Origin of the sequence: Paenibacillus sp. FSL H3-0329 (assembly GCF_037963285.1) — a bacterium.
GTDB lineage: Bacteria > Bacillota > Bacilli > Paenibacillales > Paenibacillaceae > Paenibacillus_AQ > Paenibacillus_AQ odorifer.
On record NZ_CP150150.1, the window covers coordinates 2,512,239 to 2,526,026 of the forward strand.

General features: G+C 44.6%; 11 protein-coding genes. 6 read left to right on the forward strand and 5 right to left on the reverse strand.

Annotated elements, in window-relative coordinates:
- Positions 1–4 precede the first annotated feature (4 nt).
- Entirely contained in the window at positions 5–784 is a 780-nt protein-coding gene (locus NSQ66_RS10830; protein ID WP_051491630.1) for a helix-turn-helix domain-containing protein, read from the reverse strand.
- 129 nt (positions 785–913) lie between these two features.
- Here NSQ66_RS10830 and NSQ66_RS10835 point away from each other — a divergent pair, with 129 nt between their 5' ends.
- The gene (locus NSQ66_RS10835) at positions 914–1,210 is read left to right on the forward strand and encodes a metalloregulator ArsR/SmtB family transcription factor (protein ID WP_038569940.1); all 297 of its coding nucleotides are present in this window, start codon (positions 914–916) and stop codon (positions 1,208–1,210) included.
- Positions 1,211–1,337: 127 nt separating this feature from the next.
- Entirely contained in the window at positions 1,338–2,360 is a 1,023-nt protein-coding gene (locus NSQ66_RS10840; RefSeq protein ID WP_038569942.1) for an NADP-dependent oxidoreductase, read from the forward strand.
- Positions 2,361–2,431: 71 nt separating this feature from the next.
- Here NSQ66_RS10840 and NSQ66_RS10845 read toward each other — a convergent pair whose 3' ends face one another.
- A complete protein-coding gene (locus NSQ66_RS10845) occupies positions 2,432–3,241 on the reverse strand; it encodes a YheC/YheD family protein (protein WP_076140960.1) in 810 nt (269 codons plus the stop codon).
- A 162-nt stretch (positions 3,242–3,403) separates the two neighbouring features.
- On the opposite strand from NSQ66_RS10845, the gene sbnA reads away from it, so the two are divergent.
- The 4 genes from sbnA to NSQ66_RS10865 all read left to right on the forward strand — a co-directional run bounded on the left by sbnA (position 3,404) and on the right by NSQ66_RS10865 (position 8,375).
- Complete coding sequence (sbnA, locus tag NSQ66_RS10850; RefSeq protein ID WP_305953812.1) at positions 3,404–5,611, forward strand: 2,3-diaminopropionate biosynthesis protein SbnA; 2,208 nt, start codon at positions 3,404–3,406, stop codon at positions 5,609–5,611.
- Between the two features lie 24 nt (positions 5,612–5,635).
- A complete protein-coding gene (locus NSQ66_RS10855) occupies positions 5,636–6,601 on the forward strand; it encodes a 2,3-diaminopropionate biosynthesis protein SbnB (protein ID WP_076140961.1) in 966 nt (321 codons plus the stop codon).
- Positions 6,602–6,802: 201 nt separating this feature from the next.
- Complete coding sequence (locus NSQ66_RS10860) at positions 6,803–7,513, forward strand: serine hydrolase domain-containing protein (RefSeq protein ID WP_081388114.1); 711 nt, start codon at positions 6,803–6,805, stop codon at positions 7,511–7,513.
- 169 nt (positions 7,514–7,682) lie between these two features.
- Positions 7,683–8,375 (forward strand): HAMP domain-containing sensor histidine kinase, encoded by a 693-nt coding sequence (locus NSQ66_RS10865; protein WP_339279684.1) that lies wholly within the window; start codon positions 7,683–7,685, stop codon positions 8,373–8,375.
- Between the two features lie 2 nt (positions 8,376–8,377).
- Here NSQ66_RS10865 and NSQ66_RS10870 read toward each other — a convergent pair whose 3' ends face one another.
- The 3 genes from NSQ66_RS10870 to NSQ66_RS10880 form a co-directional block, all read right to left on the reverse strand.
- Positions 8,378–9,013, reverse strand: a complete 636-nt coding sequence (locus tag NSQ66_RS10870) for a TetR/AcrR family transcriptional regulator (RefSeq protein ID WP_051491631.1) — start codon at positions 9,011–9,013, stop codon at positions 8,378–8,380.
- Positions 9,014–9,059: 46 nt separating this feature from the next.
- The gene (locus tag NSQ66_RS10875; protein WP_339279685.1) at positions 9,060–10,250 is read right to left on the reverse strand and encodes a pectin acetylesterase-family hydrolase; all 1,191 of its coding nucleotides are present in this window, start codon (positions 10,248–10,250) and stop codon (positions 9,060–9,062) included.
- A 171-nt stretch (positions 10,251–10,421) separates the two neighbouring features.
- On the reverse strand, positions 10,422–13,568 hold the full coding sequence (locus NSQ66_RS10880; RefSeq protein ID WP_339279686.1) for an alpha-mannosidase: 3,147 nt from the start codon (positions 13,566–13,568) through the stop codon (positions 10,422–10,424).
- Positions 13,569–13,788: the final 220 nt, after the last annotated feature.

The following is a 13,788-nucleotide window of genomic DNA, read 5'->3' on the forward strand; positions in this document are numbered from 1 at the left end:
TCCGTTATTTCAGGGCAGATGACGGAGGATAACCCTTTATATTTTTGAAAACGTTGCTGAAGTAGGCGACATCTTGATAACCACAGTGCGCAGCCACTTCGGACACATTAAAACCACCTGCCGATAGAATCATCTCAGCATTGTTCACCCGCACCTTGTTTATAAATTCTTTATAGGTGGAGCCAGTGTTCTGCTTAAATAGCTTACCAAGATATACGGGATTTAGGGCAACCAAATCTGCCAGCTCCTTGATCGTAACTTCCTCCGAATAATGATCCATAATATAGGTCATCACTTTTTGGATTCTTAGATCTATCAGAGGTGTTTCTTGATGGTGGGCGATACTTAATAAGCGGTACACTATCAGTTGAAAGATGGCCCGGGCCTTCATTTTGTAGAAAGGTTGTTTGCCCATCCAGACATGTGAGAATTCTTTAATATCCTCTAGAATCTCTTTAGTTCTCCAATTCCTAGTTACAGTCTCAAAAGGGAGCTGCACATGATTGTCCTCCCCCTCCCAGAAGAAATTAAACGCAAAAGAACGCATGGGTGCCTCCTTAAAGGTCTGAGCTTCCCGAATGCTGCCAGAAGGGGCATAGAGCATATCTCCGGCTTCAACCGTGAATTTCTCTCCATTAATAAAATAGTCAGACTTCCCTTCTACGATGAAGGTAAGATCATGGAAATCGATTTTACTCCTCGTAATCTCCCAATCCGGGAAGGATCGGCGATCAACAAACAAAAAAACACGGGGAACAAGATTTTCATATTTGGTAATGTCCATTTCTACCACCCCTCCTTCCTAATAAATAGAGCCGCGCTAATGCCGATTGGTATATTATACAAAAATGAAACCGATTAAGAAATGGGATTGTAAATTGACTTTGCGCAATCAGAAGAATACAATAGTTTTATGACTATCGAACAATATTCCTTAAAAGATGATGAAAAGCGAGTGAAGATTTTTAAAGCATTAGCAGAAGTGAAACGAATTGAAATGATTCGTTATCTTCATCTCCATAAGGAGAACAATACATGTGGGTCCATTGGTGAATCTATGGGAATGGACAAATCTAATGTGTCGTACCATCTGAAGATTTTGTATGAAGCTGATTTAGTAAGTGTCACACGTATGGGGCAGAATAAGATTAGCCAGCTTCGAGAGGATACGTTTAGCGAATTATTACCGGGTTTCTTGGACAGTTTATAATATGTCCGGAAACCTATAATTTTTTCTTGATAGTTTGATAGTTTTATAACTATTTGATAATCATGTACAGGGTTTGGTTAATAGTTATAGGTAGCAGCAAAAATAAATATTAATGGAGTAGTGATCTATGAATCAGTTGAAAAATAAACAGGTCCTGTTAATTTCACGTCCTGTAGGCATGCCAACCCAGCAAAATTTCGAGTTCAAAGATATTCCTGTAGTTGAAGCAAAAGAAGGACAAGTTGTTGTACGTACGTTGTATTTGTCAGTGGATCCTTATATGCGCGGAAGAATGAATGATGCTAAATCGTATGTTCCTCCGTATCAGCTTAATGAAGTCATCGCTGGAGGACTTGTGGGAGAGATCGTAGACTCCAAATCGGAGCTATTCAAAGCTGGAGATAAAGTCATCGGTATGCTGGGCTGGCAGTTATATAATACTGTAGATGCTAAAGCAGTAACCAAAATCGATGATTCGATTGCACCTGTATCGGCTTACTTAAGTGTTCTTGGTTTGACAGGGCTCACTGCATATTTCGGTTTACTTGATATCGGTCAGCCGAAAGAAGGAGAGACTGTCGTAGTGTCTGGGGCAGCGGGTTCAGTGGGGATGTTTGTTGGACAGATTGCCAAAATCAAAGGCGCTCGTGTCGTTGGGATCGCAGGTAGCGATGATAAATGCGACTATTTAAAAAATGAACTTGGCTTTGATGCAACCATTAATTATAAAACAACGGAAAATTTAGGCCAGGCTTTGGAAGAAGCATGTCCAAATGGTGTTGATGTTTATTTTGACAACGTGGGTGGAGCGATTTCAGATGCTGTGATGAGTTTGCTTAATGATTATGCACGTATTCCACTATGTGGCGCTATTTCTTCCTATAACAGTACAGATGGAGATATGGGTCCCCGTATTCAGAGCAGATTGATCAAAACCCGCTCCCTTATCAAAGGATTCGTTCTTAGTGATTACGCAGCCCGCCAGTCAGAAGGCCTTCAAGAGCTTGGAAAATGGCTAACAGAAGGTAAATTAAAATATGAAGAAACAGTTGTTGAAGGATTCGACAATGTGGTGGAAGCATTCCTGCAATTGTTCCAAGGTGCGAACCTAGGGAAGATGCTTGTTAAGGTGAGCGACTCCGAATTCTAAAACAACACAAACAGCCCTGGTAGAGACTTCTATATATCAGGGCTGTTTGTATTATCACCAATCTAATTCGTTCAGACCATACCCTGTTTGGACTTCATGCATTTAAGATTGTATGTGCGGCCATAGGCTTTCGCATATTTGACGATTCGCTCAATCATGCTGGTGTCATTCAGTTTGGTAAACGGGCACGGATCGGGGGCCGTATTTACTTCCAAGATCCATGGTTTAAGGCGTCGATCCAAGGCAATATCCACACCGATTTCCTGCAGGCCGGGATAGGCTGTGCTTAGCTGTCTGGCGGAGTTCACTCCAATTTGTTGCATGGACCGGATCAACGCGCTACTATTCTCTATGTTTGTGTAGGATTCTAATAATGCCTCTACCGGATAAATCGTTCCCCCTTGGCTCCCATTCGTAACCACTTTGCGAGGATGAGCAACGCGACCCGCAATGCCTGTAGCTTCCCACCCACCCTTAAGATTTCTTTGCACCATTACCCGGATATCGAATGGCCTTCCTTCATAAACCAAAAGCCAAATCCCCTTTTGCACCAAATAGGACTTTCCTTGGGTCTCGTTAAAGATTGCCCGATAAGCCATCTCGTAATCAGAAAATGTATGTTTATGCGTACCGGACTGATAGCTGTAGGCTGGTCGTTTTTTGGCGGAATGATCTTGTGATCTTTCAATCCGGATTACACCCTGTCCCAAAGATCCACAGCAGGGCTTAATGTACACCATTTTATGTTTTTGCAACATCTCATAGAGTACGTTTTTATTCATTTTTTTCGTTACCGGGATATACTTCCTTAGCTCTTGTTTTCTAAGCAGTACCTTTGTTTTCGTCAGCTTATTGGATATCCGCCGTATTGGCTCCTTCATTTTGTTCCTCCGTTCTATATATCTATAGGCTATATTACGGGAATACGCAGTTTTTGCTTGGGCAACCACAGAAGAATAGAACACATGCAAAGAATTCTACATATGAATATTGGAGGCATTTATTAAACTTGGGCTGCAGCATGCGGTCAACGGGAGGCGGCTATGATGCTGCTCGGGAAATTGCAGAATAAGGTGCAAGAAGTAATGGACGAATACCCTTGGTACAAGGGGTTGATCGATGGGGAGAAAACGAATTATAACCTGCAGAACTTACCTCTTATGTCTTCGAAAACACTTGAAACTTTCTATTATAACCAACCCATCGATCCTTCTTGGACTGTTTATAGGACGTCTGGTACAAGCTCAGGCCGTAGAAAAGCAATCCTCTACTCTGAGGAAGATGACAAACACTATGTGGATATTAAAACGAAGCTATTCGGCGAGCTTATTGCGGGAAGCGGATGTAACAGAGCGTTGGCGGATATGGGCACTGGACATGCAGCAAATACTGCGCTGACCATTTTTGAAAGGTTAGGATTGGAAAAAAGTTCAATCCCCTTTGAACTGCCAATCGAACAGCATATTGAACAGCTTAAAGCTTTTAAACCTGACTTGCTCTATACGATGCCGTCCATCCTTGACCATATCGTATATGCTGCCGGAAACCCGCGTGAATTCGGAATTCGCAAGATTATTTTGGTAGGGGAAATTGCTCCGCCTGAGTGGCAGCGGAACATGGCTGGCATGTTCGGTATTGAGCCTAGAGACATCATCGATACTTACGGCTCCATTGAAATCGGTACGATCGCTTATTACTCCCATGATCATGGCAGGTACATTTTTGCCGACGGAATTTTTGCGGAAGGAATCGGGGTTCATGAGTTAGACGAAGAAGTAAGGCCACTTCGGAACAATGAAAGTATTCTGGTGCTTACCTCAACTGTCCGCAGGATGCTGCCAGCCCTTCGTTTTGTTACTTATGACGTCGTAAGGGATTTTAGGCCTGTGATGATAGACGGGGTTGAACAACAAAGCTTTGAGTCCATTGTAAAAAGAGTGGGTCAGGAACTGAAGCACGGTGAGAAAATCAGCCTGTACGATATCGAGCAGGTCGTATACCGTCATATTGAAGATGCGATCATTCGGGTCAAAGTAAAAAACAATGCGCTCTCTATTTATATCAAGAGTAAATCTGTGAAGCCCTCTATTATTCCGGTAATCAAAGAGGAAATCAGGGAGTGTATTCCGGAAATCGGGATGATGATTCGCAACCATCTGCTTGATGATATTGAGATCATTATAGTAGCTAAAGGGGAGCCGCTGGCCAGCGGGCAGGTCAAGAACAAGAAGTTATATTATCAGAAGGACAAAGCTAAGGTGGACATAAATATCCAAGACGGTATCTTATCGACTATCGGAAAAACACCATTAATCAAGCTGGATAATCTGTTCCAGAACAGTGAGTTCGAAGTCTACGCAAAAATGGAACTGCTAAATCCGGGAGGAAGTGCGAAAGACCGTCCAGCTCTGCGGATGATCCATGAGGCATGGAAGGAAGGGAAAATCGGGCCGGGAACTACTATTATTGAGTCGAGTTCGGGAAATATGGCGATTAGCTTGGCGATGATTTGCCAATATTTAGGGCTGCGGTTTATTAGTGTGGTTGATCCAAGAACTACCACAACAAATCTGCAGATTCTGAAAGCATTAACTGCGAAAATTGACTTTGTTAGCGAACCCGATCCCGAGACCGGTGAATATCTGCCTGCTAGACTGAATCGAGTGCAGCGACTCTTGGAGGAAATACCGGGCAGCTACTGGCCGAATCAATATGCAAACGCAAATAACTATTTGTCCCACTACCATACGACCATGAAAGAAATCGTGACTGAGCTTGGCGAAGTAGATTATTTGTTTTGCAGCGTAAGTACATGCGGCACGATTCGTGGTCTCGCGGAATATGTAAGGGATCAGGGTCTGAAGACTAAGATTGTTGCCGTCGATGCGGAGGGAAGTACTATTTTTGGTGGGAACAAAGAGAAACGGCGGTTCCCGGGACTGGGTGCTGGTATCGTACCCCCTTTCTGCAGAACGGATTTAATCGACCGTATCGTGCATGTCTCAGACTTGGATATCGTAAAAGGATGCCGAGCACTCGCCCAGAATGAATCGATTCTGGCCGGTGCATCCTCAGGGGCTAACCTTGCCGCTGTTAGGCGTATGGAGCAAGAAATGGCTCCAGGATCTGTCTGTGCGGTGATTCTGCATGACAAAGGGGAGCGTTACCTCGATACAGTATACTCTGACCCATGGATTCAGAATGAATTTGGGCAGGAATTCTCGCCTGACGGTGGAGATGTTCTTGCTTAACGAACGGCAAAAGGAGGTTGTGGAATGCTGTATTTAAACGATCGGGACATCCGGGAGGTGGGGCTTGATTGGCCTTCTCTCGTGGAATCGATAGAAACTACGGTGCGCATACTTGATTCTGGAGATTACGCGCAGCCCGTAAAACCTTACCTAAGGTATAAAAATCCTCAAAATCGTATTATTGCAATGCCCGCATACGTAGGGGGGAACGTGAACGCAGCAGGGATCAAATGGATTTCCAGCTTCCCGGATAATATCCAGGTTGGTCTTCCCCGCGCGCATAGCATCATTGTCTTGAATGATCCCATTACGGGCGAGCCTATATCCGTCCTAAGCTCTCCGCTCCCCAGCATCGTAAGGACAGCTTCCATCAGTGGACTGATGATTGGTCACTTTTTGCAGGCTCGTTCACTTGAACGGATTCATCTTGGCATTATCGGCTGGGGACCAATCGGGCGATATCATTTTCAAATGGTTATGGCATTGTACGGAGATCGAGTTGAACGTATCCGCATCTTTGATATAAGGGAAGTAGATTTGTCAGACATCTCATCTATATATAAGGATAGGATAGAAGTGGAGGAGACGTGGGCGGACGTTTATCGAAAGTCCAATATCTTTATCACCTGTACCGTATCCAATCATAGATATATCGATATGCTTCCGGCGGAAGGTAGTCTTCTACTGAATATTTCACTGCGTGATTATAAGCCTGAGGCATTAGCTTCGGTGAAGGCCATAATCGTCGACGACTGGGATGAGGTGTGCCGCGAGAATACTGACATACAGCAGCTCCATCTGAAACATGGGTTAACTCGTGCCGATACCCGAATGATTACCGATGTTGTCTCGCGCCATTGCCTGAATGAACTCAGAGCAGATGAGCCGATTTTCTTTTGTCCGATGGGGATGGCGGTTTTTGATATCGCAACAGCGGTATACTTCGTGAAAAAGGCGAGAGAAAAAGGGATCGGGACTGAGCTACAGTAAGGTGGTAGGCATACGTTCGCTATGGGATTTTTTATAGGTTTTTGTGATGTAACTAGACTATGATCCGTCACTTTTAAGGGTGGATTGCTGTCTAGTTTTTTTATTGTCTTGTTAACGTTCCATTCATAATACTCTGATAATCTCTATAAGTGTTAGGCGGATGATCATCCACCCCAATAAATGATGACTCGGAGGATAATAATGTTAACACCTATGAAAAAAAGGCTGATCGCTGGTCTGACTCTATTGGCTATAATTAGTGCCGGCTTAGGCGCAAGCTTGGTATTTCCCGGGAAACAGGCCTCGGCTGAGACCAAAATGGGTCAAACCGCGCTACCGGCAGCTCAAATTGAAGCATCTGCCAATCTCGATGATGCCGCAGGACTGACTAGCTTCGTTGATGGAATTATGGAAAAAGATATGAACCGGCTGCAAATTCCGGGAGCGGTTATCTCCATTGTAAAAGGCGGCAAGATTATTTTAGCCAAAGGTTATGGCAGTTCCAATCTGGAAGAAGCGGCACCGGTTGATCCGACAACCAGCATGTTTCGAATCGCTTCAACAACAAAGCTGTTCACCTGGACAGCGGTGATGCAGCTGGTCGAACAAGGCAAGATAGATCTGGACACTGATATTAACACCTACCTGAAATCAGTGAAGATTCCTGCTACTTATCCTGAGCCGATCACGATGCGCCATTTGATGACACATACAGCGGGGTTTGAAGAGGGTGGAGTGGGTTATCAAATCACTACCGACCCTGCCAAATTGCCGGGATCAATCTCGGAAGCACTCAATAAGCATATGCTGGCACGGGTAAGCCCCCCCGGCAGCGCCCACCCAGCAGTTCCCACAGATAAGCGGATGGCCCACTTTTCCGGAGGCGTCATCGCCTTGATCTTGCGTCTGTAGAAACGAAGTTATCCGAACTGCCAACCCAACAGGTTCCAATAGTAGAAAAACAGAGTCATCACTACAGCCGAAAGTGCCACTAGTGTATAATGCACACGCTTGAAAGCTGTCCAGTATTTAGGATGAAATAGGGGAACTGACACAAAGCTATGTGGAGATGGCCGGGGAGTTGAAGCAGTTAGAACAGATGAGGCAGGATTTCGTATCCAACGTGTCTCATGAAATTCAGACACCGCTTACGTCTATTTCCGGCTTTGCTAAGGCATTGCAGAACAATGATCTAATCATGGAAGAGGAACGTTCTGAATATCTTGATATCATCAATGCTGAGAGTGAGCGTCTGTCGAGGTTAAGTGATAATTTGCTGAAGCTCGCTTCCCTGGATTCTGAACATCATCCTTTTAACGCAGATTCCTTCAATCTTGACGAGCAGATTAGAACCATCGTTGTGACCTGTGAGCCACAATGGTCAGCCAAAGGCATCGTTATCGATCTTGAGCTGCCGGAAGCTGTCAAAATTAAGGGTGATGAAGATCAGCTGAAGCAAGTATGGATGAATTTGCTTAGCAACAGCATCAAGTTCACACCGGAAGGCGGGAACATCCGCATCAGCATAGATGACAGTGCAGCAGATGTATCGGTCACCATCAGTGATAACGGGATCGGGATTTCCCCGGAAGAGTTCAACACCGTATTCCAAAGATTTTATAAAATAGACAAGTCACGGAATGGAAACAACAATGGCAATGGCTTGGGACTTGCAATCGTTAAAAAAATTGTCTCCCTGCATCAGGGAAACATAGAAGTGGACGGTGCGGTTGGAGCGGGAACGACGATTATCGTCAGTTTGCCCCATAAGTGAAATTAAGGGTTTGTCTCATTCTTGGATTGCCGTACGCCAAACATAATGAAATCCTTGAATTGCCGGTCCATAACCCGATCTTCCTCCGTAACCACACCCCCCCGCTGATGAGTAATAATGACGGCTTTTTGTAAATACATGAAATACAGGTGGGTGGACTTGTGCAGAATGTCCAGCCACTTATTTTTTTCCTCCGGAGCGACTGAAATTGTCTCAAGGAGAATTAACCGTGAATACCAGCCTTCCATAGCCTGCTTAAAGTCAGGAAGTTCCGCGGGATTTTTGGAAAGCGTGCTGTAGTAAACTCCAAAAATGGCATCATAGTAGATCAGGGCTTCCTGATGATCTCTTAACGCCAGATATTTATCGAGAATGTTCTCCAATGACTGTACAGGGTGTTCAAAATCAAAATCAAACAGCAGCTGTCCAAACATCCGCTCCAGATTTAGGGCATAAATTTGAGCGGCTAACTCTTCCTTGTCCTTATAATGATGATACAAAGTACGCCGGGAGATGCCGGCTTGTTCCGCAATCTGTGCCATATCCGTGCGCTCAATACCTTGGGCACAGAATAAGCTAAGCGCTGTATCCTTAATGATCTCCCTTGTCATTTGCATTTGCTTTTCCCGCAAATTCATTGATTTTCTCTCCTGTCTTGTTGCAACTCTTCCGCTGCTTCTAGCACTATTTCTGAGCTGGCTTCAAATTCATGAGGAATTTGCTGCCCACTGAATAGGGGTTCTGCCGGTTGATCGCATCACCTAACCAATTCAGAAGCTTCACACCATCCTGTTCAGCCTGAAAGAAGGTCTCTCTGGTGGCAAAAGTGTGCGGAGTTGTACCCGTCTTAGCGTTCAGTCCATAGTCGGTGAGATAGTAATAATAATTAGGTAAAGTGGCTGCCAGAGAAGAAACAGATTGCCGCATTTCCTGTGACCACTCATTAATGATGCTTTGATCTCTTGGCCCCTTGTAATCGTTGATGTTGTTCTGAAAGTGGATCAGAATCTCGTCAAATACCGAGTAGGATTGCAATATTATCGCATTCACAGGAAGTAGATGGCCGTTCGCTTTAAAAGCTGCCCCGATGATATCCGCTTCAGGGGCATATCCGAAGTTCTTCACGAAGTCTGCCTGCCATTCCTGCTTCACAACATTTGGCCACTTGTCTGATTTCAAGAAGGAACTGTCCGAATATTGGAAGATCTCGGAGTCCTTGTAGTGAGAGGCGATCTCGGGAGCCCAAAAAGCGGACCCAAAGCCACCAGCACTTTCGCCAGCAATCAGTAGTTTGCCGGGTTTATCCACGTTGGCATATATCCAATCGAGGCTGCTTCGCACATTATTGCTGCCGTTATAACGCATAGTAAAGGGGCTGCCGTCATCTTTTTTATATTCAACCGTGCGGTTGCCGATATGGAAGTCACCGGTCGAATAGGGAAGGTAGACCACATTCCAGCCATGAAATGGATTGGCAGGGTTATCCGTATCCATCATGCCTCTCAGCAATGTAAGCATATAGAAGGGGATGTTGGGGAAATAGTTGCCTGTATCTCCACCTTTAATAAAGTTCATAAGCTTGATGGGGTGTGCGGCACTTTGGGCATCCCAGCTGGCCCCGCCCCCGGAAAAGAAGATGATCCAGTTATTATTTTCACCCTTTTTATTCCACAAAAAATACTCTGATCCATCACTTGATATGACATTTCCGTCTAGCGTGACTTTATTCCACTTGTAAGGCTTCACTTCCGCGATTACGGGGGTGGTAGTCGCCGGTCTTTTGATTACAAAAGCGCTGATTGCAAACATGGCAATCAAAACAAGGCTGAATAACCCAATACCTGTGAATATTGTGATTTTCCTCATTTTTCTCATATCCATCTCTCCCTTACTCGGAGTATACGTCAAGATCACTCATTACACAAGGTGTATACTTAAAAGCGTAAGAAACAATCGTGAGAAAATATATAAGGGGGTGTCCTCATAGCCTTTGATCCATGGCTACAGGGACACCCCGATTTTTGTATGTTACTTTATTTTTGTGTATTACTTTATTAATTTTTCTGCTTCGATTTCAAATGTTTTTAGTTCGTAAGGTTCAAGTATAAAAGTAATGACAGGTTCAGTGTGGACTTCCCCTTCAGGACGCTCCATTAGATTACACTCTTGCCACGAAATAATATTCAAGTCGCTAGTCATATCAATTTGCTGGCGGCTTCCAGAATAGTCGTGCACACGTACGATTAATTTTTGACCATCCTCAGACTTCTTGATCGCAGAAACCATAACCGTCTGTGTAGAAAGGCGAATAAGCGACTTGGTTGCTACTTCTGCTTGCCCCATGGTGCTCCGTAGAGGGTTGTTGACGGACCAAGCTTGACGGACGGTGTCACCCTGTAGCCAATCCCCAGTATGAGGCAGGATAGAGTAGGTGAAAGTATGTTCGCCTTGATCCGCTTCAGGGTCAGGGTGCGTTGCCGATTTGATTAAGGATAGACGCATCACATTATCCTTGATGTCATAACCGTATTTGCAGTCGTTCAGCAAGCTAACGCCATAACCACGATCTGATAAATCTGCCCACTGATGCCCCACAGTCTCGAATCTAGCGTAATCCCAGCTAGTGTTCCAATGTGTTGGACGCGTAACATTACCGAACTGGATATCATAAGTGGCTTCGGTAGCTCGTATCGCAACAGGGAAAGCTACTTTCATTAGCTGTTGTCGCTCATGCCAGTCTACCTTCGTCACGAAATCGATACGACGATGGTGTGCATGTAAGATCATTTGCTGCTTAATCGTGGAATCCATATAGCTCCATGTGAATTGTACAACACATCGCAGTGAACCCTTTTCTATGACTTCAATGCTGCGGCAGTCGGTGACTTCACGTTTCTTTTGCTGATAGTAGATGTCAATGTCCCAAGCTTCATGGGCTAGGGGTTTATCTTCAAACACTTGGAACACGTTACCGTGACTTCCGTTTGCTAATACTTGTCTTTGTTCATTTATATCATAGATGGATACTAATTGCCCTTGTTCGTTCCATTCAATTTCGAAGTGAGGCGTTGAAATTCCTGATTCATTTAGCTTGAATGGAGCACTTAGAGACTCAGAATTCACATCTTCTACGAAGGAAATGGTTGTGTATCCGAGAGAAGGAATGTTAGATACTTCAACGATCCAGCGGTCACCTTCACGTTGAGCTTGTAGTTGTTTTCCTTCTGAGCTTATCCAATGTCCTGTTTCCATCCCGGCTTCAACAGTAATTTCTACGAGTTCTGTCAGCTCCCAAGCAGCATTGTTCCAGATCGTATATTTACCGGCTTCATTTCCGCTCACAAGTGCCTTACTGGATTGCTCCCAGACAGACTGACCTATTGCTTCTGCTTGTGCATATTCAATCGTACTGTCTTCATATACTTCACGAATCGAAGAGCCCGGAATAATATCATGGAATTGGTTGCGCAAAATAATTCTCCAGCCCTCGTCTAAATCGGTCTGACGATAGTTCGACCAGTCACCTGTCATCACACTTTGCAGTGTATTTAGCCATTCCGCCTCACGGTATAGCAGTTCAAGCTTACGGTTCATCCGCTTATTGTAGGCTTGGCTTGTGTAGGTGCCGCGGTGATATTCTAAGTAAAGCTCGCCATCCCATACATGGACATAACGATCCGTATTTGCAACAGTTTCTTGCAGGGTACGGAAGTAGTCTCCCGCTGTTCCTGTTTCAATCTTCGGCAGACCGGGAAGATCGTTTAGCCGACGGCGCATCTCTAGCATTTCACGGTTCACACCCCCGCCACCATCGCCATATCCGTAAGAAAGTAACAGATTGCGATTCACTTCTTTATCCCGGTAGGTATCCCAAATTCCTTTTACAGTCTTAGGAATAATCCGGCCATTATAAGTGTAGAACCAAGAATCTTCTTCGGACCAAGGCTCTGGCGTTGTAATAAAATGTGTTAACACCTCTGTGCCATCAATCCCACGCCATTGAAAGGTATCATGTGGCATCCGGTTATATTGATTCCAGCTAATTTTTGTGGTCATGAAGGTATTAATTCCTGATTTTTTTAGGATTTGTGGCAAGGACCAGCTGTAGCCAAATACGTCCGGCAGCCATAAATAGTCACATTCAACCCCAAATTCATTACGTAAGAAGCGAGTTCCATACAGTAATTGACGGACTAGAGACTCTCCTGAGGTCAAGTTGCAATCTGCTTCAAGCCACATGCCGCCGCCAGCTTCCCAGCGTCCTTCAGCCACACGTTCACGAATATTTTCGTAGATTTCTGGATAGTCATTTTTGATATATTCATAGAGTTGCGGCTGAGTCTGTAAAAAGGTATAGTCCGGGAACATTTCCATCAGACGTAGTACGGTTGAGAAGGAACGCGCACATTTCTCACGGGTGTGTTTCAATTGCCACAACCAAGCCACATCAATATGGGTATGGCCAATACAGGTAACTGTGACGGGTGAGGACTTCTCCATTTTATTAATTTCATCACGCAAATAATTGCGGGCTTTCCCGATCGAAGCATAGAAGTTGTCTGAACCAGGACGAGACCAGTCGATCAGAAGAAAGGAGCGGTCTACTGTACTCATAAGTTGTGTATATTCTGGAGTTTTGGCATCGAGTACGTTCAGCGTCTCGACTACAGCAAGCGCGGTAAAATAGAAATCATCCGTTGCTTCATCCAGCCAACAAATTTCAGCCATGCGAATGCCATGTGTCTGATCCTTTTTAGGGCCGCCTCCTTCGAGTCCCGACCATAACCGGAAGGTCAGTGGAAGCTGAGTGCCTACCGTTTCATTTGGCAAGAACACTTCGGTATGATTGGAATCTACACCTTGATAGGGTTTGCCGTTGAAAAAGAATAAGGATTCAAATCCGGAGTTGTTTCCAGCACCCGTCTCGCCAAAATCAAATCGACCCAGTACTCTACGGCCTGCCCAAGTAGCGGGTACGTCTATATTTGTCGTTAGCCATAAATACAAATCGCGGCCTTTCCAGGTATCGCCAACTCGTAGCTCAGACCATTCTCCATCCACGGGCGGTTCGGCTGCAATTTCACCTTGTTCGTCAATCATTGAGTTGAAAAAAGGAATGTGTATACGATCCCGGTAACGATATTCGGAAATTTCGTTTAGTTGGGAGTTGAGTTTGCGTTTGGTTAGAAACATGAGTAATAGCCCCTCCAATATGTTGATGGGGGACGAGGAAATTAAGATCTATTTGGGTTATTATAGGTTTGTTTGGGGGGTAGAAATCAACTATAGACGATTTTTTGTGAGTTGTAAACTCTCGGTGGAGAGAAAAGTTGGAGCGCTAGAATTTATAAATAAAAAATGCATGCGCTTCCATTGCAGAAAAAGAAGTGTGATGTTAAGCTTCTAATCCTAA

Excerpts from the sequence above, each read along its gene's own strand:
- NSQ66_RS10880 (WP_339279686.1), bottom strand. The coding sequence starts at position 13,568 with ATGTTTCTAACCAAACGCAAACTCAACTCCCAACTAAACGAAATTTCC.
- NSQ66_RS10870 (WP_051491631.1), bottom strand. The coding sequence starts at position 9,013 with ATGAATTTGCGGGAAAAGCAAATGCAAATGACAAGGGAGATCATTAAG.
- NSQ66_RS10855 (WP_076140961.1), top strand. The coding sequence starts at position 5,636 with ATGCTGTATTTAAACGATCGGGACATCCGGGAGGTGGGGCTTGATTGG.
- NSQ66_RS10860 (WP_081388114.1), top strand. The coding sequence starts at position 6,803 with ATGTTAACACCTATGAAAAAAAGGCTGATCGCTGGTCTGACTCTATTG.
- NSQ66_RS10875 (WP_339279685.1), bottom strand. The coding sequence starts at position 10,250 with ATGAGAAAAATGAGGAAAATCACAATATTCACAGGTATTGGGTTATTC.
- NSQ66_RS10840 (WP_038569942.1), top strand. The coding sequence starts at position 1,338 with ATGAATCAGTTGAAAAATAAACAGGTCCTGTTAATTTCACGTCCTGTA.
- NSQ66_RS10845 (WP_076140960.1), bottom strand. The coding sequence starts at position 3,241 with ATGAAGGAGCCAATACGGCGGATATCCAATAAGCTGACGAAAACAAAG.
- NSQ66_RS10830 (WP_051491630.1), bottom strand. The coding sequence starts at position 784 with ATGGACATTACCAAATATGAAAATCTTGTTCCCCGTGTTTTTTTGTTT.
- NSQ66_RS10835 (WP_038569940.1), top strand. The coding sequence starts at position 914 with ATGACTATCGAACAATATTCCTTAAAAGATGATGAAAAGCGAGTGAAG.
- sbnA (WP_305953812.1), top strand. The coding sequence starts at position 3,404 with ATGATGCTGCTCGGGAAATTGCAGAATAAGGTGCAAGAAGTAATGGAC.